General features: G+C 47.9%; 27 protein-coding genes and 1 pseudogene. 18 read left to right on the top strand and 10 right to left on the bottom strand.

Going from position 1 to position 26,632, the window contains the following annotated elements:
* Nucleotides 1–170 precede the first annotated feature (170 nt).
* Entirely contained in the window at nt 171–1,991 is a 1,821-nt protein-coding gene (locus QNO02_RS07500) for an ABC transporter ATP-binding protein (RefSeq protein ID WP_289391587.1), read from the bottom strand.
* A gap of 114 nt (nt 1,992–2,105) precedes the next feature.
* Between QNO02_RS07500 and QNO02_RS07495 the strand changes: the two genes are divergently transcribed.
* From QNO02_RS07495 to QNO02_RS07485, 3 genes are all read left to right on the top strand, one after another.
* Nucleotides 2,106–2,999, top strand: coding sequence for an AraC family transcriptional regulator (locus QNO02_RS07495; RefSeq protein WP_289391585.1), 894 nt, complete (start codon nt 2,106–2,108; stop codon nt 2,997–2,999).
* A 17-nt stretch (nt 3,000–3,016) separates the two neighbouring features.
* The gene (locus tag QNO02_RS07490) at nt 3,017–3,541 is read left to right on the top strand and encodes a DUF5412 family protein (protein WP_289391583.1); all 525 of its coding nucleotides are present in this window, start codon (nt 3,017–3,019) and stop codon (nt 3,539–3,541) included.
* A gap of 310 nt (nt 3,542–3,851) precedes the next feature.
* Complete coding sequence (locus QNO02_RS07485; protein ID WP_289391582.1) at nt 3,852–4,367, top strand: hypothetical protein; 516 nt, start codon at nt 3,852–3,854, stop codon at nt 4,365–4,367.
* A gap of 127 nt (nt 4,368–4,494) precedes the next feature.
* On the opposite strand, the gene QNO02_RS07480 is transcribed toward QNO02_RS07485, so the two are convergent.
* From QNO02_RS07480 to QNO02_RS07460, 5 genes are all read right to left on the bottom strand, one after another.
* Nucleotides 4,495–5,625, bottom strand: a complete 1,131-nt coding sequence (locus tag QNO02_RS07480) for a glycosyltransferase family 2 protein (RefSeq protein WP_289391581.1) — start codon at nt 5,623–5,625, stop codon at nt 4,495–4,497.
* A gap of 585 nt (nt 5,626–6,210) precedes the next feature.
* The gene (locus tag QNO02_RS07475) at nt 6,211–6,957 is read right to left on the bottom strand and encodes a class I SAM-dependent methyltransferase (protein ID WP_289391580.1); all 747 of its coding nucleotides are present in this window, start codon (nt 6,955–6,957) and stop codon (nt 6,211–6,213) included.
* Nucleotides 6,944–8,473: a nucleotide sugar dehydrogenase gene (locus QNO02_RS07470; RefSeq protein WP_289392708.1), complete on the bottom strand. Its 1,530-nt coding sequence runs from the start codon at nt 8,471–8,473 to the stop codon at nt 6,944–6,946. Before QNO02_RS07470 ends, QNO02_RS07475 begins: the two co-directional genes overlap by 14 nt.
* Before the next feature lie 66 nt (nt 8,474–8,539).
* Nucleotides 8,540–9,529, bottom strand: coding sequence for an SDR family NAD(P)-dependent oxidoreductase (locus QNO02_RS07465; protein ID WP_289391579.1), 990 nt, complete (start codon nt 9,527–9,529; stop codon nt 8,540–8,542).
* 18 nt (nt 9,530–9,547) lie between these two features.
* Nucleotides 9,548–10,237 (bottom strand): glycosyltransferase, encoded by a 690-nt coding sequence (locus QNO02_RS07460; RefSeq protein ID WP_249911450.1) that lies wholly within the window; start codon nt 10,235–10,237, stop codon nt 9,548–9,550.
* Nucleotides 10,238–10,549: 312 nt separating this feature from the next.
* On the opposite strand from QNO02_RS07460, the gene QNO02_RS07455 reads away from it, so the two are divergent.
* A complete protein-coding gene (locus tag QNO02_RS07455) occupies nt 10,550–11,260 on the top strand; it encodes a GT-D fold domain-containing glycosyltransferase (protein ID WP_091033419.1) in 711 nt (236 codons plus the stop codon).
* 215 nt (nt 11,261–11,475) lie between these two features.
* Here the strand turns inward: QNO02_RS07455 and QNO02_RS07450 are convergent, their stop codons facing one another.
* Nucleotides 11,476–11,883, bottom strand: coding sequence for a hypothetical protein (locus QNO02_RS07450; protein ID WP_091033422.1), 408 nt, complete (start codon nt 11,881–11,883; stop codon nt 11,476–11,478).
* Nucleotides 11,884–12,073: 190 nt separating this feature from the next.
* On the opposite strand from QNO02_RS07450, the gene QNO02_RS07445 reads away from it, so the two are divergent.
* From QNO02_RS07445 to QNO02_RS07380, 14 genes and pseudogenes are all read left to right on the top strand, one after another.
* Entirely contained in the window at nt 12,074–13,222 is a 1,149-nt protein-coding gene (locus QNO02_RS07445; protein WP_289391578.1) for an RluA family pseudouridine synthase, read from the top strand.
* Between the two features lie 36 nt (nt 13,223–13,258).
* The gene (locus QNO02_RS07440) at nt 13,259–13,837 is read left to right on the top strand and encodes an SLOG family protein (RefSeq protein ID WP_091033429.1); all 579 of its coding nucleotides are present in this window, start codon (nt 13,259–13,261) and stop codon (nt 13,835–13,837) included.
* 157 nt (nt 13,838–13,994) lie between these two features.
* The gene (gene speD, locus QNO02_RS07435) at nt 13,995–14,810 is read left to right on the top strand and encodes an adenosylmethionine decarboxylase (RefSeq protein WP_036610662.1); all 816 of its coding nucleotides are present in this window, start codon (nt 13,995–13,997) and stop codon (nt 14,808–14,810) included.
* A gap of 183 nt (nt 14,811–14,993) precedes the next feature.
* Nucleotides 14,994–15,404, top strand: coding sequence for a flagellar basal body rod protein FlgB (flgB, locus tag QNO02_RS07430; protein ID WP_091033431.1), 411 nt, complete (start codon nt 14,994–14,996; stop codon nt 15,402–15,404).
* A 149-nt stretch (nt 15,405–15,553) separates the two neighbouring features.
* Nucleotides 15,554–16,042 (top strand): annotated as a pseudogene (locus QNO02_RS07425) (GNAT family N-acetyltransferase); the annotation flags it as partial.
* Between the two features lie 210 nt (nt 16,043–16,252).
* Entirely contained in the window at nt 16,253–16,654 is a 402-nt protein-coding gene (locus QNO02_RS07420) for an NUDIX domain-containing protein (protein WP_256332353.1), read from the top strand.
* An 18-nt stretch (nt 16,655–16,672) separates the two neighbouring features.
* On the top strand, nt 16,673–17,536 hold the full coding sequence (locus QNO02_RS07415) for a helix-turn-helix domain-containing protein (protein ID WP_289391577.1): 864 nt from the start codon (nt 16,673–16,675) through the stop codon (nt 17,534–17,536).
* 69 nt (nt 17,537–17,605) lie between these two features.
* Nucleotides 17,606–18,127 (top strand): ankyrin repeat domain-containing protein, encoded by a 522-nt coding sequence (locus tag QNO02_RS07410; protein WP_091033437.1) that lies wholly within the window; start codon nt 17,606–17,608, stop codon nt 18,125–18,127.
* A 225-nt stretch (nt 18,128–18,352) separates the two neighbouring features.
* A complete protein-coding gene (locus QNO02_RS07405) occupies nt 18,353–18,868 on the top strand; it encodes an RNA polymerase sigma factor (RefSeq protein WP_091033440.1) in 516 nt (171 codons plus the stop codon).
* A complete protein-coding gene (locus QNO02_RS07400) occupies nt 18,865–20,199 on the top strand; it encodes a DUF4179 domain-containing protein (protein ID WP_289391576.1) in 1,335 nt (444 codons plus the stop codon). The genes QNO02_RS07405 and QNO02_RS07400 overlap by 4 nt, the downstream gene beginning before the upstream one ends.
* Before the next feature lie 94 nt (nt 20,200–20,293).
* Nucleotides 20,294–21,337 carry a S66 family peptidase gene (locus tag QNO02_RS07395; RefSeq protein WP_133386821.1) on the top strand — a complete coding sequence of 348 codons (1,044 nt, stop codon included), beginning with the start codon at nt 20,294–20,296 and terminating at the stop codon, nt 21,335–21,337.
* 64 nt (nt 21,338–21,401) lie between these two features.
* A complete protein-coding gene (locus QNO02_RS07390; RefSeq protein ID WP_036610673.1) occupies nt 21,402–21,707 on the top strand; it encodes a hypothetical protein in 306 nt (101 codons plus the stop codon).
* Nucleotides 21,708–21,942: 235 nt separating this feature from the next.
* The gene (locus QNO02_RS07385) at nt 21,943–22,704 is read left to right on the top strand and encodes a threonine/serine exporter family protein (protein WP_091035078.1); all 762 of its coding nucleotides are present in this window, start codon (nt 21,943–21,945) and stop codon (nt 22,702–22,704) included.
* A gap of 18 nt (nt 22,705–22,722) precedes the next feature.
* Entirely contained in the window at nt 22,723–23,181 is a 459-nt protein-coding gene (locus QNO02_RS07380; RefSeq protein ID WP_036610676.1) for a threonine/serine exporter family protein, read from the top strand.
* A gap of 130 nt (nt 23,182–23,311) precedes the next feature.
* Here QNO02_RS07380 and QNO02_RS07375 read toward each other — a convergent pair whose 3' ends face one another.
* From QNO02_RS07375 to QNO02_RS07365, 3 genes are all read right to left on the bottom strand, one after another.
* The gene (locus QNO02_RS07375; RefSeq protein ID WP_133386820.1) at nt 23,312–23,863 is read right to left on the bottom strand and encodes a DUF2569 domain-containing protein; all 552 of its coding nucleotides are present in this window, start codon (nt 23,861–23,863) and stop codon (nt 23,312–23,314) included.
* A 112-nt stretch (nt 23,864–23,975) separates the two neighbouring features.
* Complete coding sequence (locus tag QNO02_RS07370; RefSeq protein ID WP_289391575.1) at nt 23,976–25,817, bottom strand: transglycosylase domain-containing protein; 1,842 nt, start codon at nt 25,815–25,817, stop codon at nt 23,976–23,978.
* 20 nt (nt 25,818–25,837) lie between these two features.
* Nucleotides 25,838–26,578: a HAMP domain-containing protein gene (locus QNO02_RS07365; protein WP_133386818.1), complete on the bottom strand. Its 741-nt coding sequence runs from the start codon at nt 26,576–26,578 to the stop codon at nt 25,838–25,840.
* Between the last annotated feature and the right edge of the window lie 54 nt (nt 26,579–26,632).

The following is a 26,632-nucleotide window of genomic DNA, read 5'->3' as shown; positions in this document are numbered from 1 at the left end:
ATGATACAGCTTGCTTTGGATCATCTGGAACATCACTTTTGTTCATCTGATGAGGAGCTTCTATTTCAGACTTTTCATTTTCATTATTTTCATTTTTCTCATATGCTCCACTTTTCTCATGACTGCTCTTCATTTCAACGTCATCGGCATATGCTGCATCTTCGATCTTGTTACTCATGCTGTCCCTCCACTTCCGTATCCTGCTCCGCAATATAACTTCGATATCCGTTTGGCCGATCCAGCAATTCACGATGAGTCCCCGTATCTTCGACGCGTCCCTTCTGAATATAGATGACCTGATCCGCCCGTTCGATCAGCGATAATCGATGAGTAACGGCAATAACCGTTGTGCCTTTGTCAGCAGAGATTCGGGCAAAGAGATCATTCAATCGTTGCTCATGCCACGGGTCTTGAGATGACGTCGGTTCATCCAACAAGAGAATATCCGGGTTTCTCAGCATCGCTCTGGCTAGACTGATACGCTGAAGCTCTCCACCCGACATCGTCCCGCCTTGTGGCTGAAGCTCTGTTCCATAGCCGAGTGATTGACGCATAATCGCGTCATGTGCATGCGTCATGTGGGCCGCAACCTCTACTTGATCGGCAGATATCCCCTCTTGTCCAAAAACAATATTCTCTTCCACTGTACCTGTGAAAATAAAGGCTTGTTGCGGAACATACACCTGATTGACTTGCGCTGTCTGAACTTCGTGCATATCCTTCAGTGAATTCTTCTGATCTTTGACCTTAATCGAACCAGTAACCGGTGTATCTAATCCGGCTATTAATTTCAATAACGTGGTTTTACCGCACCCACTTGGCCCCGTGATCACAGTAAGTTTTCCTTTCCTGGCCTCAAAAGAAATATCTGTTAACACTTCTTCTTGCTCCGCATACCTGTAAGACACATGCTGCACATTGATGCCAGCTGGTTTAGATTGCTTTTCAAGCTGCCCCAAATGCGTATCGGACTGTACATATGCATTTGTACTGGTATTCGCAATCCTGTTCTTTTTCTCCAAATCCAACACTTCAAAGATTCTGGACGCATGAGAAGCCGAACCAATAAAATTATTCCACAGCCCAGATAACGACTCAATGGGACGAGTTAACTGACTGCTTGCTACCAGAAAAGCTGCCAGTCCGCCTACATCCATATGTCCATTCAGGACCTGCATGCCGCCTAGATAGAGAATCAGAATCATGCCACCATACGTCGAGACCCGTCCGGCTGCTTCCGAAAGTCGTTGTAACACAGATACAGACATCGTATGTCTGAACACTTGATCCATTCGATCTTTAAAATGATGGTGTACATAACCTGCGAGTCCGTAACTGCGGATCTCAACTGGGGCTTGGATGATTTCAGTCAGCATCTCATCTCTTGACGCTGCGCTGGCATTCAACTGATCATGCTGTCTTTGCAGACGTTTACCAAGTCCTACCGTTACAAGAGGATAGATCAATGTAAATGCAATGATAGCCAACGACAGCGGCAAGTTCACCCAGCTGAAGTAAGCAAAGGCAAGAATCAGCTGAATAATATTTTTGGCGAGTTCAATGCCATGTTGGTTGATCCCCTTCTGTGCTTCCTTGGCTGAAGTCCATATCCTGGAGGTTAGGTCACCCGTATGATATTGTGCCAGATCACGTGTCTCTGTGTTGCTAAAGGATGAGAGCAGTAGAGACTGCACAGACAATAATGTCTTTTGCTGGAATAACGTCTCGACCCTCGTCATGAATGCGGTTACAATCAATCGTAATACGACAATGCTAACGCCTATGATCAAACCTGAGTAGAGTAAAGAAAACTGTGCTTCAGTCGCGCCTTTGACCAGTCTTCGGATCGATTCCAAATAACCGACCTCAATCAGGGAGACCAAACATGCGGCGAAAAGTAACAGAATGATGAACATACGGTACTTGCCCGTTAGTGTCCATAATCGAGTTAACATGCCTAACGTTGTATAAGTTCTTTTGTCAGCAAACATGGATGGTTTCTCCAATCTTGTCATTAAATTATGTACTTGGTTATGATATCATCGGTGATAAGGAAAAAATGAACATTTATTGCTGTAAGTACTATTAGAAGTAGGGAGATTGATATGCAACACGATTTGCTAGGCACATTGGATAAGCTGTTCGACTACATAGAAGACCATATCCAAGACAAGTTAACGCTGGATCATCTGGCATCTGTGACTCATATATCGAAGTTCCACCTGCATCGCATGTTCAAACATGTAAGCGGACAATTGCCTGGAGAATACATTCGCTCACGCAAACTGGCACGCAGCCTGGAACAATTGGTGAACCTGAATTGGAAAATCATCGATATCAGCGGACATTACGGGTTCGAACATGAACAATCCTACATACGTGCTTTCAAACAAGCCTTTGGTATCACCCCCCTGCAATATCGCAAACAGGGAGCTGGAGACCTTGAATTCACAGCCCGCATGACTTCGTCCATGATCACGATGCTTCCGTACGGATATATTTTCACACCAACATATGTACGAAAACCGGCTATGAAACTCATTGGGCAACGATCCCACATTCGGTATACAGATAATGAAGAGCACTATGAAGCCAATTCAGCAGGCAACGATTTTTTTGAAAAACACTTTCATTCGATTCCTAATGTGTTGCAGCCTAACGTGTATATTGGATTTACCAATGAAATTAATGAGGATTACAGTACATATCAGCCGTCTGTAGAAGTGACCACTCTGGATCATATCCCTGAAGAACTGGACGGAATTGAGGTCCCGGCCAACCAGTATGCCGTTTTCAAATTCGTCTGTGATTTCCATCCAAGTCTGATCAACATTGATCATTTGGACAGTGTCTGGACATTTATCGATGAATATTGGCAGAGCCATTCGGGGTACGAGAAGAGTGATCCATACTATTTTGAAAGAATTGATGGCAGTCTGGCTCAGGACCACTACGGAGAAATGGACATTTATATTCCTGCAAAGCAAATTTCACTGTAGGTGGAGGTTAGATGCTTATGGACTCAAATACTCAAGCTAATTCAAGTTCATCTCATACAGATTCTCGCAAACCTTGGATACGTAGACACCCGTTTATCACTACATTTACATTATTGATTCTTATCCTATTTACTGCCGTATTCCTGTATTTCTGGCTCCGTCCATACTTCTCCACATTTGACCGTTCCGAACAGGGGGAATTGAGCTATTCCATCCCTTCACGGAATGGTGACTATACTGCCGAGATTTACGGCGTGCCCTATGGTGGTGCCGCAGGTGGGGTTACGATCTGGGTCGATGTAAAGAAGACAAATGCCCCTGAGGACGCCACGGTAAAAACGATCTATCGTGCCAAGCACCACGGAAATAACCATCTCGAATGGGAAAGTGAAAACACACTCCGGATTGAAAACTGGAATGAATACACGGATGAGACCATTACTCTCAACATCGATGACGAAATATATGATGGATGGGGCTGGGCGTGCAAAAGCATACGAATGAAGGACCAGTCTGTGCGATGCCCGGCACCCGAAAAATAAAACAACTTAGCAGCTAATATGATGGCCTTTAACACTCGAGATCTCATCTTGATGCGTAATCCTCACTGCACCGCATGTCAGAAGTTCCAACGCTCTGTAAGCCTTGTGAAATTTTCGCCACATGCCTACTTTTATTACACCATGGTAGGAGATACACGCGGCACGAGAAGCATTAAAAGCCCCACTCACCGACTCTTTCGGTTAAGCGGGGCTGCTCTTGTTCTACATGTTATCGTGTAATTACTTATACTTCATTGTGATCTAATATGCTTGTTTATTAACAACTTCGTAGCTATGGAACTTTAAATATATGGCAGCACATAACTTATCTATCACATCTATTCTACCTCTTCTGCTTCTGCTTCTGCTTCTGCTTCTGCTTCTGCTTCTGCTTCTGCTTCTGCTTCTGCTTCTGCTTCTGCTTCTGCTTCTGCTTCTGCTTCTGCTTCTGCTTCTGCTTCTGCTTCTGCTTCTGCTTCTGCTTCTGCTTCTGCTTCTGCTTCTGCTTCTGCTTCTGCTTCTGCTTCTGCTTCTGCTTCTGCTTCTGCTTCTGCTTCTGCTTCTGCTTCTGCTTCTGCTTCTGCTTCTGCTTCTGCTTCTGCTTCTGCTTCTGCTTCTGCTTCTGCTTCTGCTTCTGCTTCTGCTTCTGCTTCTGCTTCTGCTTCTGCTTCTGCTTCTGCTTCTGCTTCTGCTTCTGCTTCTGCTTCTGCTTCTGCTTCTGCTTCTGCTTCTGCTTCTGCTTCTGCTTCTGCTTCTGCTTCTGCTTCTGCTTCTGCTCACAATTGTGCCTTACACTCTACTTCCAATCAACCTTTATTTTCACTGATCCGCCCTATCGCATGCTACCAGCAACGGTTAGTTTTTGTTGTTGTTTCACTTCTGCTTCAATCTATCTTCTCTATCTCTACTCCCGCTTCAAACTCGTTTGTCCTCATCTGTCCCACTTCATCTACCTACTTACGAGGTGACACTTCACCACGTTCTTCCCGCTCTTTCATCTCTTTGCGTACCACCACTTCGAGCTTCTGCCGATTGGCAAGCAATCCGGGATCGTTGGGCAAATACTCACGGGCTTTGGTGTTATGCATCAATGCGTGCTCCCAGTTGCCCAGATGGGCATAACAAAGGGATAAACGGGCATGTGGCAGCCAAGTGCGACAGGCCACAGGTACCGGGCGCAGTCCCGGATCACGGCTGCTCACGTCTACCGCCTGCATATACCAGTAGATCGCCGAGACGGGTTCCTGCCGCTCATGGAAACAGGCCGCAATGGCACAGCAGAAGTCGGCATGTGGCAGATCATACTGGAACGACTGCAGCAATGCGCCGAGCTTACGGCCCGGCTTGCCCAGTCGTTCATAACATTCCGCCAACCGCGCGCAAGCAATCAAGCGATCCTCGCGGTAACCGCTTGGCTGTTCCAGCAGCTTCGCGTACCCGCGTGCCGCTGCCGCATAACGCTGGCGGTCATAACATTCGCCTGCATAATAAAACAGCAGGCGACCTTGGGCTACGCCCTCTTCAGCGATCCATTTGCGCAGAATGCGCACGTTTCGCGCCGAATGATGTCCCGCTTCGCGGCGGTGCGTGACGGCAATGTCTGCCGTAATGACCTCGCCGCGCGGGAAGCTGAGCTGCTCGTGCAGCCGGCCATGCCAGCGGCACCCGGCATCCCGCTTGACCAGGCGAAGGCGTCGGTCCGTCACAAGCGGACTTCCCTCCGCCCCCTCGGCCAGCGTGTAGTTTAAGATCACAGCTTCCGTCTCCCCCTCAGACGGAAGCTGCTGCTTCAACACCTCCAGCTTCGCCCGTTCCGCGGGCAGCAACACATCATCTGCATCCAGCCACAGGATATACTCCTGCGTAGCCTTGGCGAATGACTCATTCCGCGCTGCCGCAAAGTCTTCCTTCCATTCATACGTGTAGACCTGGTTGGTATACTGCGCAGCGATGTCCATAGTGCGATCCGATGAACCGGTATCCACAATGACGATCTCGTCCGCGATGCCGGCAACCGAGTCCAGACAGCGCGCCAGCGTGCGTTCCTCGTTCTTCACAATCATGCACAGACTGATGGTGATCACGTTTTGAGCCCCTTCCTGTCGTACGCGTATTGCGAAATGTCATAACGATTTGCTTGCGTTGGTTAAATACTTCGAACAAAGTACTATCGTAAGTTGAACTAAAAGATTTTTACACTGGACACTCCGATGACAGAACAACCTTCCGATCGTGTTATCCCCATTTTTTTGATCCTTCTATAAAGGGTAAATCCGTGGATAAAGGCCAAGCATATGCTTCCGATGCAGCTTTCATTCAGAACGCTTTTAGCTCAGCTTCTTAATTCTTTTGGGCTTCTCCGTTTCGTGTAAATGTTTATTCCAATTTATTTGGTATTTAGTATTGGTCACGGAATTCATTTCATTTCCACCTTGGCTAACGAACTGAGGTGACGCTATATGGTGTATTTCAGCCACTTGGAAAATGTAACGAATCTGAGACCCGCTATTCTCGCATTATAGGCATCCATTCGTCGTTTATTGCAGCTTTCAGATGAAATAACGTCGCTGAGATTCGTTACATTTCCTATCTCTGCAAAATCATCTAAATAAGGCGTGTGAGATTCGTTAGAACATAGGATAGCTCTGTCGTCATACTAAACAACACCGCTACACTTCCCCACTCTCCTGACGGCGAAGCCGTTTCACCTGCTCCACCGCACTGTCCAGGGCCTTCTTGCGCTGTTTCATTACACGGAGATGCTGTTGCTCCACCTCGGCAAAATGCATATGATCCAGCTCCATCCACTTCATCAGTTGATCCAAAGTCGGCGACATATGCAGTTGTGTACTCCGCCGTTTGCGGGCCACGCAACATAGATATTTATGATGAATTTCGAGTTTCAAGACTACAAAATACGGCATCAGGGTCATCGCCAGACTTCCCGCATAGAAGGTCTGCTTGTGGTCATAGAACGGGTGATACCCATACGGCACGGTTACCACCAGCGTCCCATCTTCTTGCAACAGCCGATGAATCTGGATCAATAACGTCTCCGGATGAGCAAAATGCTCCAGCACTTCTCCAAGCAGCACCGTGTCAAAAGTAGTTCTTACTTTCCATTGCGTAATATCCAGCATCCGAAAATCCACATTGTTTCGAACCGGCCGGGATTCTTTGGCAAGCTCGCCTTGGGCATACCGGATACTCTCTTCCTCCAGATCAATGCCAGTGACACGAAATCCTTCACGTGCCAGCAGAATGGACGTAATGCCCTGACTGCACCCGACATCCAGGATGCGTTTGCCTGTTGCCTCACGGCACATCCAGTGGACACGTGTTCTCGTCGCTTCATGAGAATCTTCCGAATTAATCTCGCCGTAATAGCGTTCGCTTACACGATCATGATTTGCCATGGGCATCTCCCTGATCCTCGTCGGGATCGATCGCAGCTTCACGGCGAGTTACGGCGCCCTCGACTGCCACCTTGAATTCCTCTTTTTGCCCGGACCCTTCTACTCGTTCCTGTTGCTCGTAAACTCTCTTCGCCTCATGCCGTACAGGCTGACCCAGCACCACAATATTTCCCCCGTGGCATCCGGCCGTTGCATTGCGTGTATCAAAAATCAGCTTTGCATGATCTGCCATCTCCTGATAATCAAAACCCGAATGATCCGTCGTAATAATCACCAGATCAGCTCCTGTCCACAATTCCGGCACCGCCGGACTAGCGTGAAGCACTGTACCGTCATCCTTGCGGAAGACAGGCACCATTGGATCGGTAAAAACCACATCTGCGCCCGCTGCGCTCAGCAGCCGGAAGACGTCCAGCGCAGGCGATTCGCGCAAGTCATCAATGTCTTTTTTGTAAGCCATACCCGCGAGTACAACACGTGCTCCCCGCACAGATACACCCTTCTGCTCCAACAGCTCCGCGGCACGTTTTACCACTCTCTCTGGCATTTGCCGATTGGTTGCATCCGCCAGCTGAATGAATTGCAACTCCGATCCCTGACGATTTGCAGCCCAGGACAGATAGATCGGATCGATTGGAATACAATGTCCGCCGATTCCGGGACCGGGATAGAATGGCATGTAACCAAATGGCTTGGTTGCCGCCGCATTCAGTACTTCCCAGATGTTTACCCCCATCTGTTCACAGGCTGGGGTCAGCTCATTCACAAGGGCAATATTGACACTGCGGAATGTATTTTCGAACAACTTTGCCGTCTCCGCTACCGTTGTTGAACTAACCGGAACAACTTCGTTGAGAAACGAGCCATAGAACTGTTTACCATAATTAAGACAAGCAGGTGTGGAACCGCCAATAATCTTTGGGGTATTTTTCACACCATAATGCACACTGCCCGGATCTACCCGCTCGGGAGAATAACAGACGTAGAACTGTTCTCCAGCTCGCCAGCCGTTTGCCGCTTCAATCGGTTGTTTCACGCGTTCCTCCGTTGTGCCCGGATAGGTCGTACTTTCCAGAATAACCAGGCTGCCTTCCTGCAAATACGGAGTCATGCCATCCACCGCCGCCGAGATATACGAGATATCCGGTTGATGCTCGGCAGTCAGTGGGGTAGGCACACAGATTACAATGACATTTGCCTGCGCCACAGCTGCATAATCAGCACTTGCCTTGAATAACCCAGCCTGCATAAGCGATTGCACAACATCATCTTCTATACCGATGACATACGATTCACCGGCACGCAGCTTAGCTACCTTCGAAGTATCAATGTCAATCCCGTGGACTTGATAACCAGCCTGTGCCATCTCTACGGCCATGGGTAAACCAACATAACCGAGACCGATGACAACAGCTTTCAGGGAGCGGTCATTAATATGTTTTATTAGAGTACGTTGCTGTAACTCTTCATTTCCTTCGTTCTGCTCAGGCTGATGATTCTCTTCCATTCCTTCCACCTCCAAACGCTCCGCCTCCCTTCGGTGGGCGTGTCTGAGAACTCCGAACGAGTTTTCAGGCACGCCCTAGTCGATATAGCCGCCTGCACGTAAAAACCTGGCAATCGCTGGTTTGTTCATCATGGCACTGTCCGAGCGATACTCGGAGAAGTTCACACGAGGCAGACTGCTGTACTGATCCGTCAGGCTTTTGTCCTTGTGCTCCGGCAGGATCACATAATACTGCGCATCGTATTGGTACGTACGTGGCGCTTCAAAGGGCGAGATTAACACTTCATGCAATTTCTCGCCTGGACGTATTCCCGTCACCTTATAATCGAAGGATGGACGACCTGCCTGTTCCAACATGACGGATGCAAGTTCCGTCATCTTGCAAGCTTTCATTTTCATCACAAAAGTCTCTCCGCCTACGGCCGCCTCAGCCGCTTTAAGCAGTAAATGTATAGCTTCGGTACGCGTCAGGAAAAAACGGGTCATGCCTATATCCGTAATGGTCGGGCTTTTGCCTTCATCGATCTGACGACGGAACAGAGGCACGACACTACCGCTGGTTCCAAGCACATTGCCCCCACGGATACAGACAAACCGAGTACCCTCACTTAGCCAGTTGGCACGGATCATCATTTTTTCACCCAAAGCCTTTGTCATGCCATATACGTTAATCGGATCTACCGCCTTATCGGTGGACACATCGATGACTTTGGGAACCTGCATACGTATCGCTGCCCGAATAATATTCTGAGTACCGATCACATTGGTCTTGAACGCTTCATCAGGTTGGTCCTCGCACACCGGAACATGCTTCAGCGCAGCCAGATGGAAGAGCACATCCACACCTCTGCATGCATCTTCCACTGCCCGATAATCGCGGATATCCCCAATGATGAATCGCAGACGTGGATCATGGTTGAACTCTCGCTGCATCGCAATCTGGGCGTATTCATTACGTGACAGAAGGCGAATCTCAGCCGGGTCCTGCTCCAGCAGTACCTCAGTCAGCTTTTGACCCCAGGATCCAGTTCCTCCGGTGATCAGAATTGTTTGTCCTTGAATCATGGATGAATCCCTCCCTGATCAGATCATGAATTCGCGTAATACCTGTGCCATCTCTTCGCGGCTTAATCGGTCTTTGGGTGGTACCTTTTTGACTGACGTATTGCTCGAATGCACGATGTTGACATAGTTACGCGGCGTCAGCAGCTCATGCGGCAGATCGATGACATTGCCATGCGTACCTCTGCCCGGAAGCTTGACCCGGTATCCTGCTGCGTATTCGGCTGTCTGATATAAGTAGACATAGAATTGCGGAGAACGGTGAAACGCCGGGGCCATCTCGTTATTTACACTGTCCCACAGATAACCATTCTGGTTGATCAGTGCCATCGTCTGCGGCTGTGGTTGAATATCGTAGAGTTGTTGAACAAAGGTTTTATGGTATAGATCATCCGAATCCAGACGGGCAATATAGAGTTGCTCCGCACCTTCGGCAAACGCCAGAATGGCACGCACACTCTCAATGTTGGTTCCAAAACGAATATTGGAAGGAAGCGGCTCCTGATCCGCCAGAATCTCCCGCATTAAGTCCCCCGATTCCTTGGACAACTTCACCACTGTGAGGAAATCCTGATTCGTCTGTGCCTTCAGGCAATGCAATGTGAACGTGCGGAAGATGCCCATCCGACGCTCCAGCCATTCCCGCGTCAATCGCTGCGGGTCCATTCCGTAATTGTTAAAGTTAATCTCAATCACAACTTTCCTGGACATAACACTCCTCCTCATGTACGCTGCATGTTACGTTTGTCGGATACAGACTGTTTTCATAGTTTTGATGCCGTCTTCCTACGAAGACCATCTTCTATCTATCTGATCGTTTACAAGCCACATCTCACTTGTGAATCCAGCACTCTATATCGTATGAAACGTTGATAGAAGCGGTACCGACAGATGTACTAACTTTCATATAAATAGATTGATATACAACCGAAGATGGCGCCCTTCGGGTCGAACGTACATATCGTTACGGTATTCGCAACATAGAATAGAACAGTTCAATTTTCAAAGGAGGCAACCCATCAAATGAATTCGATCTATCTTGAAATGGAAGATGTGCTTGATCAGCTCGAAGCGGCACTTCTGGAACACCGACCGCTGTCTCTTGTACGAGTCGGTGATGGAGAGAATATCGTCATGTCCCAGGAAACCGTGTGGACCACGGAACAGGTCCTTCAGGAGCGTTGGGCCAAGAAGGCCAACTTAGGTCAAAAGGGACTTCGCCTTCCCAACCCGAAACTCCGGGATGAAGTCGCCTCTTCCTTGCAACGTGCCGATATCGTCGGCATTCTTCCTCGCGGTGACAGCACCATTAATGCTCCGGATTATCTCAAAAGACCCCTGACCGACATGGTATTTGCACACTTTGGCATCTCTCCTCCACTGACTTGTCACGCCTGTGTCAATCGGGAACTGGCGCAGAACCCGCGTTTCTGGCAGATGCTTGCAGGCAAGCGTGTGTTACTCGTTACCCGTGAGATTGAGGCACTGCGTGTCATGCTTGAACGTGAGCCGTATAATCTGAACATTGTGACTGCCCTGCCCTTCGACAGCTATGATCAAATGGATGAAACGCTGCACTGGATTCAGACCAATCAACATACCTTCGATGTTGCTCTCTTCTCCTGCGGCGTCAACGCGGTTGTTCTTGCTGAGCGAACAGCCGCACTCGCAGGTAAAGTCGCCATCGACTTTGGCAAAGCCAACAACATCATTCTGAAAGGCCGTGCCAACTGATTTTCAGGCACCTCCAACCTCGAATCAGTGAGTTGCAGCGAAACTTGCATATGGTTGTACGGCAGAAACCCCCGACTTCTTGAGCCGGGGGTTTCTTGCTGAGCGCTAGTCGACCTATCGCTGTATTGTCTTGCGTTTCTGGGGTATGAAGCGAACTCTGCCGTCAACAGAAGTGATGACGAAGCACTCTGCTTGTTATATTTCGCCTTTCACTACTAACCGGTGGCTGCAATACCGTATAACATCTCCGGTCCGGTTCTTACTGCTGTGGACACCCCCGAGATGAACGAAGTATACACACTTTCCAATGCTGGTGGTGCAGACAGATCCTGAGCTGTGAACGAATGGAATTCGGCACCTCCGTTCTGCCCAATCGTACCTTCAGCACGGTAGATGATATAGAATGGATCATATAAAAAACCCCGCACAAGCTCCACAACAAAGGTATCTCCCAGTTCTCCCGTAACACCTACTGTCCCGTTCAACGTAATAATGGGATTCACCACACCCTGCGTCTGTAGACCAATGGTGCCGAAGGCTGCCGGGGATTCTGACAGTGACAAACCGGGCTGTCCTACGGTTGCCGAGTTCATCGAAGTTCTCATATCGAGAAACACGCCCATGAGTAACACCTCCAATGCTATGGGATACCCTATCCTATGAATCTCACTACTCTTATGATTGGATGTATAGCAGATTGCATGAACCTATTTTTATTTGTCGACTGTTAATGGTATATTGAACTGCATAACGAAAATGAACGGATCGTATGCACACAAGCGGTACAGGCTGTTCAGAAGGAGATTACTATTCATGAATAAACGCAAACGTCCAACAGGCAAGACATCGGCCTCGGCCAAGGGGAAATCTTATGCAGGTTCATCTTCAGCACGGTCCGGCAAGTCCAACTTCTCATCTGCCAAAACATCAGGTGCTTCCGCATCACGCAATACGGAGGAGAATAAGAAGCCAATAGCCGCGAAATCATCGGGTGCACCCAAGAAAGCTGGAGGCAACAAACCCAAAAATGCCAGCGCATCCAAACGACCAGGCAATTCCTATTATCGCAAGCAGGAACCACCACGCCAGTACAAAGTGACCGAACCGGATGAACTGTTGAACTTCCTGTTGCAACATCTGAAATCGGGACGGAATGCAGTAAAATCCATTCTGGGTCGTGGACAGGTATCCGTGGATCAGAAGGTCGTAACCAAGTTTAATGAAGCGCTGACGCCAGGTCAGATTGTCTATATTCGAAAAGAAGGTGCAGTCGCTGCTCCGTCCTTGACGGGTATTAACATTTTGCATGAAGACGATGATATCATTGTGATCCGTAAGGAAGCTGGACTGTTGTCCATTGCCGCTGACAAGACGGATGACCTGACGGCATACCGCCAACTGACAGAGCATGTGCGTCGCACCAATCCGCTGAACCGGATCTTTGTTGTCCATCGTCTGGATCGGGATACGTCGGGTGTCATGATGTTTGCCAAAAGTGAAGAGGTACAGCAGAAGCTGCAAAACAACTGGAAGGAAAATGTGCAGGACCGCGTCTACGTTGCCCTTGTTGAAGGTGCAGTAGCCAAAGAAGAAGGTACCATCTCTTCCTGGCTGAAGGAAACCAAAACGCTGAAAATGTACTCCAGCTCTCGTCCGAATGATGGACAACACGCCATTACACATTACAAACGTCTGAAGTCGAACCGTGAGTTCTCCTTGCTGGAAGTGCGTCTGGAGACAGGGCGTAAAAATCAGATTCGTGTGCATATGGAAGATCTCGGACATCCGATTGCCGGTGACAGAAAATATGGTGCACGCACAAGAGACCTTGGCCGTCTCGGACTTCATGCACGTATACTCTCGTTTATTCATCCCACAACGGATGAGCTGATGTCATTTGAAACGGATATTCCGAAGCCATTCCTGTATCCGTTCCGTGCAGATGCTCCACCTTCGAAATAACTGCACCTTGATCATGCCTGAAAGGAGGAACGGACACTGAAAAACCTGTTGATCACCGGTTACCGGGCACATGAATTGCAAATTTTTGGACAGAAACATGAAGGTATTCCTTATATCAAAAAAGCCATCTCTTCCCGCCTCACTCCCCTTGTCGAGGATGGTCTGGAATGGGTGCTGACGCCGGGACAATACGGTGTGGACCTGTGGGCCTGCGAAGTGGTCATTGATCTGAAGAAGACGTATCCACATCTGAAGCTGTCGATCATCACTGCCTTTCAGAATCCGGAGGAGCAATGGAAAGAAGACAAGCAGGAGTATTACCGTTCCATCCTCTCGGGTGTGGACTATTACGGTGCGATTAGCAATCAACCTTATATCGGGCCGTGGCAGTTCACTGCACGGGATGACCTGTTGCTGCGTAAAAGCGACGGTCTTCTGCTCGTTTATGACGAAGATGCCGGAGAAGGCAGTCCCCGTTTTGTGAAGGAAAAAGCCGTGAAGAAACAGCAGAACGAGGACTATACAATCATCAGTGTCACTTCAGAGGATATTCAATCTGTAGCTGAGGATGAGCGTATGAACGATGTTATAGACTTTGACGATTCTTCATTCTGAAAAAATGTAGATCATCTGGAGTCTATTCATACATAGCTTTCACCAGAGGGGAATCGTGTTTCGAATGACGTACATATGTTTTTTTTCGAGGCAGGTTGGGTATAAGTAGTATTATAACTGCGATGATATGTCGTATGGGATAAGGGGAACTGCAACCATGACAATTACGCCAGAGCAGCGCATTCAACTGCATGGATTTAACAACCTGACCAAGTCGCTCAGCTTTAATATGTACGATATTTGTTATACCAAAACCAAAGACGAACGCGAAGCTTACATTGAATATATTGATGAACAGTATAACGCTGCCCGGCTGAGCAAAATTCTGAACAACGTCTCTGACATCATCGGAGCCCACGTTCTTAATGTTGCCCAGCAGGATTACGTGCCTCAAGGTGCGAGTGTGACGATGCTCGTTTCGGAAGGCCCGATTGTGGAGATCCCCGAGGAATCACTTGATGAATCTCCCGGCCCTCTGCCGGATAACGTTGTTATGCAGCTGGATAAAAGCCATATCACTGTGCACACCTACCCTGAATTTCATCCTAGTGAAGGTATCAGTACCTTCCGTGCGGACATTGATGTCTCCACCTGCGGTGAGATCTCACCGCTTAAGGCGCTGAATTATCTGATCCACTCATTTGATACGGACATTATGACGATGGATTACCGGGTGCGTGGTTTTACGCGGGATACAAGCGGACGCAAGCTGTTCATTGACCATGAGATCGGCTCAATTCAGAATTATATTCCGGACGAGATCAAGAGCAGCTTTGACATGATTGACGTGAACGTCTATCAGGAGAATATTTTTCACACCAAGTGTAAACTGAGGGAATTTGATCTCGACAATTATCTGTTTGGGTACACCAAGGATAAGCTCAGCAAGAAGGAACAACAGGAGATTACGGAGTGGCTGAAGCTGGAGATGGACGAGATCTATTACGGCAAAAATATTAATCGTCCCTCTTAAAGAGGTTGTTCAACGCTGATCCATAAGGGCAAGGTCTAAGACAAGACTTCATGAAGGCAGGGTTCTTCTTTTCGGGGGACCTCCGGCATGTGCTTGTCTTTTTCTTTGTTTTGTTGACAGTGTGCAACTTTATTTCTTATTATAGAAGTAACTGTACAATCTACAGTGAAGGAGACTGAGCCCGTGATCGAAACGAATACAACAAGACGTAACGAATCACTGTTACAAGCACTGACTGCACAGCACAATGCCATTACCAATAACATTGCCAATGCAGACACACCCAACTACAAAAAGAAAACGGTAGAGTTTCAGGAAGAGCTTAGACGTATCGTTGAAAATGGCAAAACCGATCAGCTCGCCATGAAGCGGACTCATACCAAACACTTCCCTGTCAGTGATCCCAATTCTTCCATCGTACAGTACCGAATTGTCGAGAACAACGAAACAACGATGAACAATAACAACAATAACGTTGACATTGACAAGGAAATGGCGGACCTTTCAGAGAACCAGCTCATGTATAACTACATGGTTGATCGGGTCAGTGGACATTACAAAAAAATGAAGAATTTATTGAATGATCTGAAATAATGAATGTACAAGCAGCCCGAAATGGCTGCTTTTTTTATGATCTTTTTCCCTGAGTGCAGCTCGTTTGGTGCCATTTTTCGGTATCCTCTCCTGTTCGTAGTATAATGGGAAGAAACGAATGATTTCATATCGTATAAAAGAGGTGCAACATGTCTCCACGTCATTTAAATGGTTTTCAAGGTTCCAAAGTCAGATTAGCGGCCCCATGCCCTGAAGATTGCATGCGTCTCTCCCGCTTCACAGACGATTATGAATATTTGCGCAACATGGATACCGATATCGCGATCCCGTTAACGCCGGATGAGACAGGGTCCTCCTCCGTCCGCCGCGATAACGGATTTGAATTTGCATTACGTACACTGGAGGGTAACCGATTCATTGGATTCACAGCCCTATACCGAATTGAATGGAACAATCGGTCTGCTCGTTTGGCCATTGGTATCGGCGAAGAAAATGATCGGGGTAAAGGTTACGGCAGTGATGCCCTTGCTCTAATTCTTCGATATGGATTCCACGAATTGAACCTGAACCGGATTGCGCTGGAAGTCATCGAATACAATGAAGCCGCGAGACGTGCGTACCTAAAAGCCGGATTCCGGGAAGAGGGTCGCCAGCGTTCTGCAGTTTTGCGGGATGGCATGCATTATGACCTGATCTCGATGAGTATCCTTGCGGAAGAATGGTCGGCACAGTCTGGGCTTCCTTTATCATTCCGGTCTAATCGTACTCCTGAATCCGGGGATATGGTAGCGGGTGGTTTTTCACAACGTAATGGGAACGAACAAGCTGCGCTGTCCCTGTCGGAATTAAGTTCTGTTCCAAAAGGTGAATCTGAAATTTCACCTCGCATCGGCGTAGGTGCGGTCATCCTGAATGAACGGGGCGAAGTGCTTCTCGCCTGGCGGAATCGTCAGCCCGAACAGCACACCTGGAGTATTCCCGGTGGGAAAGTAGATCCCTATGAATCACTGGAAACTGCCGTCATCCGTGAAATCAAGGAGGAAGTGAATCTGGATATCACCATTGACAGTCTGCTCTGTACGGCGGAGACGATCCAGCCACAACAGAGGGAACATTGGATATCCGTGCTCTATTCCACCAAGGTGATTGGCGGCCATGCTCGTAATCTGGAAGAAGGCGGAGCCATTGGTGAGATCGGCTGGTTCCCACTCCATGATCTGCCCTCTCCACTCGCCTGCTTTGCCGTGCCTGGACTGGAAGCTGTGAAGAAGCTGTATAACCAGAATTAAGCTTGGAGGTGCTTGCAAGTGTTGGAGATTCCTCTTCCTCAACTCGTCCCCTTCATTCTGCATGAATCGAGTTCCCAATTCGATTGGAAAGGCAGCGGCTCGCTATCACTGAAAACATTCCGTAACGGAAAAACGCTCTATGAAGCGGGGCGCGGTCACTTCGCAGTCAATAATGAGAACTATCTGCTTCTGAATGAGGGCCAGGAATATAGTCTTCACATTGATTCATCTACTCCAGTTGAATCCTTCTGTATCTTCTTCCCTCCTGGTTATGTGGAAGAGATCGGCCGGAATCTAATTACCAGTGATCTTCAGCTACTTGATGAGCCGTATAGTTATTCATCCTCAAACAAGATGGAGTGGGTAGAACGTACATACGCGATGGATAATCGGCTTGGCGCAGCCCTGAATCATTTGCGTAATTTCTACAGTCAAGACACGCTGGATTCCTGGGCAATAGCGGAGCAGCTTCATCATCTTGCTGTTCACATGCTGGATCTACACCGTAACGTTCAGCAAGAGATCAACGAATTGGATATGATCAGACGTTCAACCAGAGAAGAATTGTATCGAAGAGTGTATATCGGGCATGAGTATATCTCCGCCTACTATGATCAGCCGTTAACGGTAGAACAGACAGCATCGGCTGCACAACTATCCGTGAATCATTTTCTACGCAGTTATAAAAAGTTGTTTGGTACTTCACCCCATCGTTATCTGACTGAATGCAGGCTATTGGCTGCAAAGCGGCTTATGCTAGATTCGGACAGGTCGGTCACCAATATTTGTTATGATGTGGGCTTCGAAAGCCTCGGTTCGTTCAGTTCATTATTCACTAGACGCTTCCATAGCTCTCCTTCCCAGCTGCGGGCAAAAAGGTGATTATGAAGAAGAACCTCTGAAGAGGAACATCTATAATTACATTATCTCATCAGATGGAGGTATTCCTTTATGAATCATGCAGAACAGATTAATCAACTATTTCAGGCTGCACAGGCTGGAGATGTGGCCAACCTGCAATTATTGCTCGCTTCTCACCCGGAACTCACCAATACTGAAAATCAGGATGGGTTAACTCCGCTGGGGTATGCCTCTCATTATGGACAAGCTGGAGTAGTTCGTCTTCTTCTGGATTATGGAGCCGATGTTAACGCCCTTTCTCATTCCAAGATTTCCTTTATTCCGTCCAATACTGCACTGCATGCCGCGCTTGCCGGAGAACGCTCGCCAGAAGTTATCCGCCTTTTGCTCGAACATGGGGCATCAACGAGTATTCTGGACAGCGATGGACAAAATGTGCTGCACTCCGCAGCATTTCATACGGATCAGATTGAACTTATCGAGATGTTACTTCAGCATGGAGCTGATCCAAACGCGCTGAACTCAGCGGGCCAGACCGCACTGGAGATTTCACTTGAACGTGGCAACACGTCTACAGCTTCATGTCTGCGAGCAGCCTTGGCAGCACAGTAGCAACAATGATTAGATAACGTGAGCAATACCGTGAATAACCGTCAGGACTCTTTTTGGAGTACAAAGAGAAGGCCTGACGGTTATTTGTTGTCCTCTACGTTCTCGTATACATAGGTAGTTCAACTTCTATAGAAATCGCAATACATCATATTTTTTTAGAAAATAAGAACCGTTTGGAGCCTTACGCGGTCTAATACTCAACATATCCATGAAAGGAGGAGCCATGTGACCCCTACTCAGCTCACCATCGCCGCACAAAAAGGGGATGCCGAGGCTTTTGCAGCCTTAATGGAATTACATCAGAGCCAACTGTACCGTATCGCCTATGCCTACCTGCATGACGAAGGTGATGCGCTCGAAGCGATTCAGGAATCAACGTTCAGGGCATTCCATAAACTCAAAAAATTAAAAGAGCCCTCCTACTTTGGCACTTGGCTCATCCGCATTCTGCTCAACTACTGTGCGGACGAACGCAAACGCAAAAGTCGGTTCAGTCCCGTCACCGAGATTCATGAATCCAGCAGTTGGGATCATCCTGCGGACCCCGATCTTGCTGCAGCCGTCTCCACCCTTGACCGGGATTGCAAACAGATTATTATCCTGAGTTATTTCGAAGGTTTCTCCTTAACTGAAGTTGCCGATATTCTCGAAATCCCGACCGGAACTGTAAAATCCCGATTACATCGGGCACTCGGACAGCTCCGTGATCAACTTGAAACGAAAGGAGATGCACCCTCATGACGGATGAACAAAAATCATTTGACGCATTGGAAGAACGGCTGAATGCTCGCAAGACGGAATACGAAACCATGCCTGTACCGGATGCTGCCTATCAGGCTGTTCAGTCCGGAATCCGCCAAGCTGCCCGCAAACGCAAGTCCCGGATGCGCTGGTATATGAGTTCCATCTCGGCAGCTGCCCTCATCCTGCTATTTACCGGATGTATCCGTGTCTCTCCCGCTTTTGCGTCCTTCGTGGAGCAATTGCCCGGCATGGAAGGCATTGTGAGTATGATTCGCCAGGACAAAGGATTAATGATGGCCATCGATAAGTCCCTCTTACAGCAGGTCGGTGTCACCGACGAGCATGATGGTGCTTCCTTGACCGTTGAAGGCATTATTACAGACGAGTCACGTATGGTCATTTTTTACACGATGAAGGGCATGAAAGATTCGGAGAAATTCAATTATGACATTGATTTGCTGGATGAGAACGGAAAAGATCTTCCTGTTGCATTTAGTTACGCTTCACCTAAACCGGCTTCAGACAAAAATGTATATGAGGATATGATTGATGTGATCTTCACAGATGGAGCCCTTCCTCCTGAAGAGCTGAGTGTTGTGTTTAAGTCCAGAGATACAGCAAGTGCTGAAGAGTGGAAATTGACATTCCCGGTAGACAAAAATCTTACCAAAGGCATGAAAAAAGTCATTCCCGTGAATCAGACATTAACGGTGGATGGGCAGCGTATTGATGTGAAACAGGCTACCCTGTATCCAACCCGTCTTGTGCTTGATGTGAATTTTGATCCTAAAAATACCAAGAAGGTATTTGGCCTCAGTGATCTTCAACTGGTCGACGAGCAAGGTCGCGCGTGGAGAACAGATACCTCAACAGGTGGGGATGAACGTTCCATTTATTTCGAAAGCATGTACTTCTCCATACCGAAAAAGCTGACCTTACAGGGATCTGGCTTCTCGGGATTGGACAAAAAGGATCTGAATCTTTCACTTGATCTGAAGTCACGTCAGATTACAGGTGGTCCTCCTGGATTGAAGATGGTTGGCAGCAAGGTTGAAGGCAACGATTTAATTATTGACTTCTCTGTTGCTGGCAGTATGCAAGGTGGGTTCGTTCTCTCTTTCGAAAATGTTAAAGACAGTGAAGGGAAGTCATATGAGATTCCTGGAACCAGTTGGAGTAGTGGGGAAGGGACGGATGATAGTCATACGATTGTTTCTTCTACTATCGAAAATGGAGCCAAGTTAAAAGGTGAATTGAAGATGAACATATCCACCTATCCGATGAAAATCAAGTCACCATTCTCATTGGAGATTCCTGTGAATCCTTAATCTGAACACAACGTGCTTTCAATAATCGGATTAATCTATATAATGGAAATATTCATGAAGATGAGCAATATTCACAAGAAAGGGTGTTTCCATAATGAATCAACGTTCGATCCGTTATCCGCAGCCACTCGCTCCGGGAAATACCATCGGTGTGGCAGCCCCCTCCAGCGGTGTAGGTGAATCCCTGCACCATTATCTTGAGGAGAGCAAACGCAATATGGAGCGCCTGGGTTTTGGCGTGATGGAAAGCCCCTCTCTACGTCATAACACCAAATGCGTGAGTGCCTCCAAAGAGGAACGCGCCCAAGAGATGAATGAATTTTTCCGCGATTCAACTATTCAAGCCATTATCCCACCATGGGGCGGGGAGTTTCTGATGGATATCCTGCCCCTGCTGCATTGGGAAGCTTTAAAAACCTTGCCGCCCAAATGGATCATGGGTTATTCGGACATCAGCACCTTTTTATTCGCATACACCTTGATCACCGGAACAGCATCTGCACATGGCACCAATTATATTGATCTAAGATCAAACGCCATTGATCCCGTGACTGCGCGCTGGATTGATGTGTTACAGACCAAAGATGGCGGACAGATCACACAATCGTCTTCCACACATTATCAATCGGCATGGAAACCGGAATCTCCTGGTTTTAACCTGGATACACCTTCGCGCTGGAAACAGCTAGGCCACTCGGAAGATGCAGATACCGCTGTGTCGTTCTCCGGTCGGCTGATCGGTGGCTGTATGGATACGATCACTAGTCTGATTGGTACGCCATACGCACCCGTCCAATCGTATCTGGATCAGTACTGTGCAGACGAAGGAACGATCTGGTATCTGGAGAGCTGTGAGATGAATGCGGGGGATATCTACCGTCATCTGTGGCAGATGAGACAGGCCGGCTGGTTTGCAGGTGTGAAAGGCTTCATGTTCGGCCGACCTGCGGGTTATTCCGATACAGCCGATTTCAATTTTACTGATGCCCTATCCTCTGCACTTGGGGATCTGGATGTCCCTGTACTGTACGATGTGGATCTCGGCCATGTTCCGCCCCAGCTCACCTTTGTGAATGGAGCATTGGGCAAAGTCGCTTATGAAAATGGACGCGGGAGCCTTGAGATGGCGTTTGTGTAATCACCTTTTATAGGCAGATGCATACCTTGAAGTAAGAACTTATTTTGAGGAAGGGTTGTGCATCATGTCTGAATCCACATCCACGCCATCCACGCGTGTCGTGTATCAAGCCAATCAACCGATGCTTCAATCCGTGCAAAGTGTGCGGAATATGCTTCATCATACAGCTCGGCAGCATATAGGCAAGAAGGTACAAGTCCAGAATATCGATGGGCAAGTGTGGGAAGGTGTCATCATCAGTGCAGACCGGGGGATTTTGTATCTCCAGGTTACCCCGATGCATGGATATCCTGAACCGCGCGCCTTATTTGGACCAACAATTTTGCCGCTTGTGCTGTATGAATTGTTGGTTATCACACTGTTGATGTAGGGCATTGTACTGCTATATCCGAACCTGTTCCAAGAAGCTTCGCTCCTGAGATCTTCAAAGTCTTGGGAACGAAGCTTTTTTATGGTCTCGGCGATGGTGCGGTATGATTCCTTGCGAGCGTGTGAAATATGATACAATGGTGTCGCACCACCCCATATCTCATATGAAACGGAGCTTGATCCGGTTGGAATACATACATCATGATTCATCACCCGTATCACAAGCCGAGACGGGTATGATTGGCAGCAACCCTACTGAACAATCCCGCGTGATTGCAATCTGTCTGCTCGCAGGCAAAATCATGCTGCAAAGCGGTGGTGAAACCTACCGTGTGGAAGATACGATGAAACGTATGGCGGCTGCGCTGGGTTTACCCCATTCGCACAGTTACGTTGTTCCGACAGGCATCTTTTTCTCTGTTGATGCAACCGAACCTGCCAAGCTGATTCGTATCTCCGAGCGTACGACGGATTTGGACAAGGTGTCCGAGGTGAATGCGGTCTCCCGCCGCATCGGACAAGGTGATCTATCCGCTCAGGAAGCCCATGATCTGTTGGTACAGATCGAAGGCAAGCCCTCCTCCTATTCAACGGCTGTGCAGCTTACGGCCGCGGCGTTATCCAGTGGTTGTTTTACCATTATGTTTGGCGGAGGTTGGAGCGACTTTCTTCCGGCGCTGATCTGTGGGGGCATAGGTTATGCAGCCGTTATTGCCTTTCACCGGTTGGTGCGGGTTAAATTCTTTGCCGAGCTTACGGCATCCTTTGTTATTGGCTTACTTGCTTTTCTCCTGATCTATATGGGAGTGGGTCATGAACGGGACAAAATAATTATTGGTTCGGTTATGCCGCTGGTTCCGGGGCTGCTGATTACCAATGCTGTACGCGACCTGATGGCCGGACATCTCGTATCCGGATTATCCAAGGGAGCCGAGGCATTTCTGACTGCCTTTGCCATAGGTACCGGTATTGCAGTTGTATTTTCACTTTTTATGTAAGACGGAGGAATGCAGGATATGCTCCATTTTATTGAACAAGCCTTAACCAGTTTTGTCGCTTCAGCCGCGTTTGGGATCATCTTCAATGCACCAAGGCGCATGCTGCTCCACGGTGGATTTGTCGGCATGATTGGCTGGATTATCTATATCGTGCTTGAATATGCAGCGGATGCGGTTCCTGCTACACTTGCAGCGACCATAGCCGTAGGTGTCATCAGCCAGGTATTCTCTCGCATGTTTCGCGCACCCGTCATCATCTTTAGCGTCGCAGGCATCATCCCTCTCGTTCCTGGTGGACTGGCGTATAATGCGATGCGAAGTTTTGTGCAAAATGACTACAGTGCCGCTATGGAGATGGCCGCCAAGGCACTCATGTTATCCGGCGCCATTGCCGTAGGCCTGGTGTTATCCGAGGTATTAAACCAGATGATACGCCGAATTCCCGCCTCACTTCGGGCAAAATCATCATCGAAATGATTATTCTTTTCATATATCAGCACACGTAAGGCCCGTTGGCATACAGGATAAAATCTTGTATAACAACGGGCCTTACGTGCCACTATCCTATAGAGCACTATAGTGCAGTGAGACAATCAAAGAAGTCTATTTACTTCACGAACGTATTCTTCACACGGACCGATTTTAGGAAATACGGGATAAAGATACAGCACGTCAGAATGGATCGTACGATCAACTGAAAAGCCGGAGTTGCATCAAGCACATGCTGTTCTCTTGGGATTTCATTGCGCGCAATCAGAATCCACGTCACGATGCTTATGATCACATTCATCAGGTACATCACCATCATCATACGCGGAAACTGTCTCTTCCGTTTATATAAAAGAATGAGATTCACGATAACGATCATCAATAGAATGGTACTGCTTATGAAACCAAACCACAGGAGTGGACGGATCGTCTCCCTGTAAATCTGAGGATCGACACCACGGCCTACTTCCCATCTGGCAGGGTCCATGATAACATTCACCTGCGATACATCCGAGATGAGAAACACCAGCGCAAGCCAAAGACTGATCTGGATTAAAATAAGCCATCCGCCCAATCCGGAGATACCAGGCCGTTCCGGTCTGATCCCGGTTTTGGGTTGCAGCGAGTTCATATCCGTATCTGTATCCGAGTTACTGTATTTATAGTTCATTCCATCCTCCTTTTACACTAGATAAAAAAACATATTATACATTAAAATCTAGATTCTGTGTATTTAAGAGGATAAACGGAGCATCTGGCCTATGATCTCCTCCCTTAGACGTTTATCGCATCGCGCGTTTCATTACCGTTGCAAACAACTCCGCTGCAACACCACTTCCTGACCTCATATAATGTTCTGTATCTGTATGATCAAATCCCATCCAAACCGCCGCAGTCCAATTACTCGTATAGCCCACAAACCACAGATCCCGATTGGCCTCTCTTCCCACACCTTGTATTGCAGCCTGTGTTGTTCCCGTTTTACCCGCTACCTTGTGCTGCCCTAACTGTGCCCGGCTTCCGGTCCCCTGACTGACTACATTTTGCAGCATTCTGGTCATGGCATTCGCCGTGCTAGAGGAGATTACCTGCTTGTTTTCCGACGTATGAGCATATATTGTTCGTCCACGGGAATCTGTAATCTGGCGTATCAGATGGGCTGTATTCAACTTGCCATTATTCGCAAACACGGTATAGGCCTGAGCCATCTTCATTGGTGATACCCCCTGATGCACACCGCCCAGAGCAACCGAGAGATTCATATCCTCTTTCCCCAGTTCAATGCCGAGTCGTGCCGCAAATTGATGTGCATCGTTTAGCCCTGTCTCATGAAGCAGCCATACGGCTGGTGCATTAATGGACTTTTGCAGGGCTTGGGACATGGATATTGAACCACTGTAACGCCCACCGAGATTGGAAGGTTGATAGCTGCCATATTGCATGCGTTTATCCGGTAGTATGCTCTCTGGCTTGAACTTCCCCGACTCCAACGCAGGGCCATATGCAATAATCGGTTTAAAAGAAGAGCCTGGCTGCCTTGCATCCATAATCGCCCGGTTGATGCCCCCTTTTAAGGGATTACGTCCACCCATCATCGCTTTCACTTCACCGTTGTGCTGATCGATAATAACCATACTTGCCTGGACTAGCTCGTCTTGGCGATCATCGGGGAATCGGGTAGTGTCTGCAAATGTTTCTTCCATCGCCAGTTGTGCCTGCTGGTCTAGCCCGGTTTGAATAACCCAACCTGCCGATTGAATCTCCGCTTCACTTTTACCTGTGAGCCGAGAAGCCTCCTGAATCACAGCATCCACGGCAGACACATATGCGGGCTTGCTCAAGCCCGGTGAAGTTGTTGCATTCAATACGGTTTCAGGCGGCGTGAAATCGACGTCACGGGCTTTGAGCATCTGCTTTCGTGTAATTAGTCCCTGTTCATGCATTAGTCCAAGGATAACGGCACGTCTTTGTTTGGAAAGTTCAGGATGATCTACTGGATTGTATATGGATGGACCTTTGGGCATTCCGGCCAATGTAGCAATCTGCCATAGTTCCAACTGGTGCATATCCTTAATTCCGAAATACCGCCAGGCTGCCGCCTTTACACCATACTGCTGGCGTCCCATGTAGATCTGATTCAGATACATCTCCAGAAGTTCATCCTTGCTATACCTCTTCTCCAGGGCCATCGCAATCGATATCTCATTCACCTTTCGACTCAACGTTTTATCCCCATTCAAATACAGATTTCTTGCCAGTTGCTGTGTAATGGAGCTTCCTCCCTGACTCAGATTCATATGTATAATGTCTTGCACAATGGCCCTGCCGAGTCCGATGAAATCCAGTCCATCATGGTTGTAGAAACGTCGATCTTCTGTAGCCAAAAAAGCCATCTTTAATAAATCCGGCATGGCGTTCAGATCAGCATATTCGGAATACCCTTTGGTCTGCGTATGCAACCTCGAAATTTCGGTCCCCTCTGCATTCGTAATAATGGTTGAGGAGGCCACCTGCATGGCCTCAGGACGATTGCGAAGCAATCCTTCGCCATAAGTAATCAGATAGAGATAGAAAAAGGCCAAGATCAAAACGACAACCACTGCTCCATCAAATACGTGATACATCCGTCGCTTGCCCCTGTGCTTCAACATTCAGGCTCCTTGTGTACCTGTTCCATTGAAACTCCGCGTTCCTGTCCATTCCGTTGTGTAATCTCTAGAGCATGTTGAAGCAGCAATGTCTGTTCATATGCCAACTTGGCCCAATGCTGAACTTCCACCTCATCCTGACAGCGCCCTTCGATGATCTCATCCAGAGAAGATTCAATACCGTAGAGAGTAAGTTTTATCGGCAAGTCAACCTGTGTAGAAGTAGTTTGGGCGTTCTCCTTGTCTTCTTCCACATGTTGCTGAAGTCCGGGTTGCTCATGCTTAATAGAAGCTCCCTGTATCTCTCTTTTCTCCTGTTTCGGTTCTGATCTGCTCCGCCCTTCCTCATGCAGGAGAATAGCAATCCTATTCAGATTGGCAGCAATTTGTCGTAGTTCACCACCACTTAGAACATCAATTCTTCCAGGATTGTGGCCCAATGCAAGTTCGGCTGTTCCACGCGCAAGTTGACTGAGATCTTCCGCAATCTTCTGGGATCGAATCCAGAAAAAGATCGCAAACACGGCTCCACCAATGAAGATGAAGAACGGCTTTGTTCCAATATGGTTGATTCCCCAGTTCATCATACGCGTTATCCATGCTGTATCAGGAAGGACGTGGTGATGCGCAAATCGCAGCACGTGATAAACGACAAAAAGGAGCGCTGCGCTCAGTAACGCGCTTGCTCCTCCAATGTATATGTATCTTAGTCTTACAGTACTGAATCGGGTCTTCATATTCGTATCCTCCTCTATACAACAATAAGTAATAGAGGTAGCATACCGAATATT

The organism is Paenibacillus sp. PK1-4R, from assembly GCF_030369595.1.
Classification (GTDB): domain Bacteria; phylum Bacillota; class Bacilli; order Paenibacillales; family Paenibacillaceae; genus Paenibacillus.
Note: the sequence above shows the minus strand (reverse complement) of the source record. Positions and strands in the feature narration are given on the sequence as shown.

Excerpts from the sequence above, each read along its gene's own strand:
- QNO02_RS07500 (WP_289391587.1), bottom strand. The coding sequence starts at position 1,991 with ATGTTTGCTGACAAAAGAACTTATACAACGTTAGGCATGTTAACTCGA.
- QNO02_RS07495 (WP_289391585.1), top strand. The coding sequence starts at position 2,106 with ATGCAACACGATTTGCTAGGCACATTGGATAAGCTGTTCGACTACATA.
- QNO02_RS07490 (WP_289391583.1), top strand. The coding sequence starts at position 3,017 with ATGGACTCAAATACTCAAGCTAATTCAAGTTCATCTCATACAGATTCT.
- QNO02_RS07485 (WP_289391582.1), top strand. The coding sequence starts at position 3,852 with ATGGCAGCACATAACTTATCTATCACATCTATTCTACCTCTTCTGCTT.
- QNO02_RS07475 (WP_289391580.1), bottom strand. The coding sequence starts at position 6,957 with ATGGCAAATCATGATCGTGTAAGCGAACGCTATTACGGCGAGATTAAT.
- QNO02_RS07465 (WP_289391579.1), bottom strand. The coding sequence starts at position 9,529 with ATGATTCAAGGACAAACAATTCTGATCACCGGAGGAACTGGATCCTGG.
- QNO02_RS07460 (WP_249911450.1), bottom strand. The coding sequence starts at position 10,237 with ATGTCCAGGAAAGTTGTGATTGAGATTAACTTTAACAATTACGGAATG.
- QNO02_RS07455 (WP_091033419.1), top strand. The coding sequence starts at position 10,550 with ATGAATTCGATCTATCTTGAAATGGAAGATGTGCTTGATCAGCTCGAA.
- QNO02_RS07450 (WP_091033422.1), bottom strand. The coding sequence starts at position 11,883 with ATGGGCGTGTTTCTCGATATGAGAACTTCGATGAACTCGGCAACCGTA.
- QNO02_RS07445 (WP_289391578.1), top strand. The coding sequence starts at position 12,074 with ATGAATAAACGCAAACGTCCAACAGGCAAGACATCGGCCTCGGCCAAG.
- speD (WP_036610662.1), top strand. The coding sequence starts at position 13,995 with ATGACAATTACGCCAGAGCAGCGCATTCAACTGCATGGATTTAACAAC.
- QNO02_RS07410 (WP_091033437.1), top strand. The coding sequence starts at position 17,606 with ATGAATCATGCAGAACAGATTAATCAACTATTTCAGGCTGCACAGGCT.
- QNO02_RS07400 (WP_289391576.1), top strand. The coding sequence starts at position 18,865 with ATGACGGATGAACAAAAATCATTTGACGCATTGGAAGAACGGCTGAAT.
- QNO02_RS07395 (WP_133386821.1), top strand. The coding sequence starts at position 20,294 with ATGAATCAACGTTCGATCCGTTATCCGCAGCCACTCGCTCCGGGAAAT.
- QNO02_RS07390 (WP_036610673.1), top strand. The coding sequence starts at position 21,402 with ATGTCTGAATCCACATCCACGCCATCCACGCGTGTCGTGTATCAAGCC.
- QNO02_RS07385 (WP_091035078.1), top strand. The coding sequence starts at position 21,943 with ATGATTGGCAGCAACCCTACTGAACAATCCCGCGTGATTGCAATCTGT.
- QNO02_RS07380 (WP_036610676.1), top strand. The coding sequence starts at position 22,723 with ATGCTCCATTTTATTGAACAAGCCTTAACCAGTTTTGTCGCTTCAGCC.
- QNO02_RS07375 (WP_133386820.1), bottom strand. The coding sequence starts at position 23,863 with ATGAACTATAAATACAGTAACTCGGATACAGATACGGATATGAACTCG.
- QNO02_RS07370 (WP_289391575.1), bottom strand. The coding sequence starts at position 25,817 with ATGTATCACGTATTTGATGGAGCAGTGGTTGTCGTTTTGATCTTGGCC.
- QNO02_RS07365 (WP_133386818.1), bottom strand. The coding sequence starts at position 26,578 with ATGAAGACCCGATTCAGTACTGTAAGACTAAGATACATATACATTGGA.